The organism is Kineococcus aridisoli, assembly GCF_050871885.1.
Classification (GTDB): domain Bacteria; phylum Actinomycetota; class Actinomycetes; order Actinomycetales; family Kineococcaceae; genus Kineococcus.
Genome location: NZ_JBJLSF010000184.1, coordinates 1 through 562, shown reverse-complemented (window position 1 = coordinate 562; position 562 = coordinate 1). Strand labels below are relative to the sequence as shown.

The window sequence follows — 562 nt, the reverse complement described above, 5'->3', positions numbered from 1 at the left end:
AGGAGCAGCACGACGCCACCGGCGAGCACCAGGAGCAGGCCCGCGGTGACGACGCGGCCCGCCAGCGCGGCGAGCGGCCCGTCGGTGATCTCGCCGGTGAGCACGTCGGCCGTGCTGCGCCACGTGGTCGCGAAGTGCGACCAGCGCACCAGCAGCACCCCGGCGGTGCCGAGCAGCGCCGAGGTGCTCACCCGCAGCACCCGGTGCGCGCCGGTGCGGCGCAGTGCGGCGTCGACGGCCGGCGGGGCCCAGGGGACGGCGGGGCGCACGGGCATCCGGTGCAGCACCGCGGCGGTGGCGACCGCGGTCAGCGCCCAGGCCGCCAGCAGCGGCAGGGCCACCCCCCCGCAGGGCACCAGCGAGCCCGCCGCGTAGGTGGCCGTCCGCCACGTCCAGGTCTGCGCGCCCGCGCCGGCCAGCAGGGTCCCGGCCACGCAGGCGGCCAGGACGAGCAGGCCCGTGGCGAGCGCGGTGCCCTGCAGCGCGGGCGGGGCGCTGGCCCGGATGGAGCGGGCCACCAGCCGCGCCGAGCGCACGCGCCCGCCCGGCCGCGGCCAGGTCA

The 562-nt window shown here is 80.6% G+C and carries 1 pseudogene; it reads right to left on the bottom strand.

Annotated elements, in window-relative coordinates:
• Nucleotides 1–562, bottom strand: a pseudogene (locus ACRYM2_RS23190) (hypothetical protein); the annotation flags it as partial.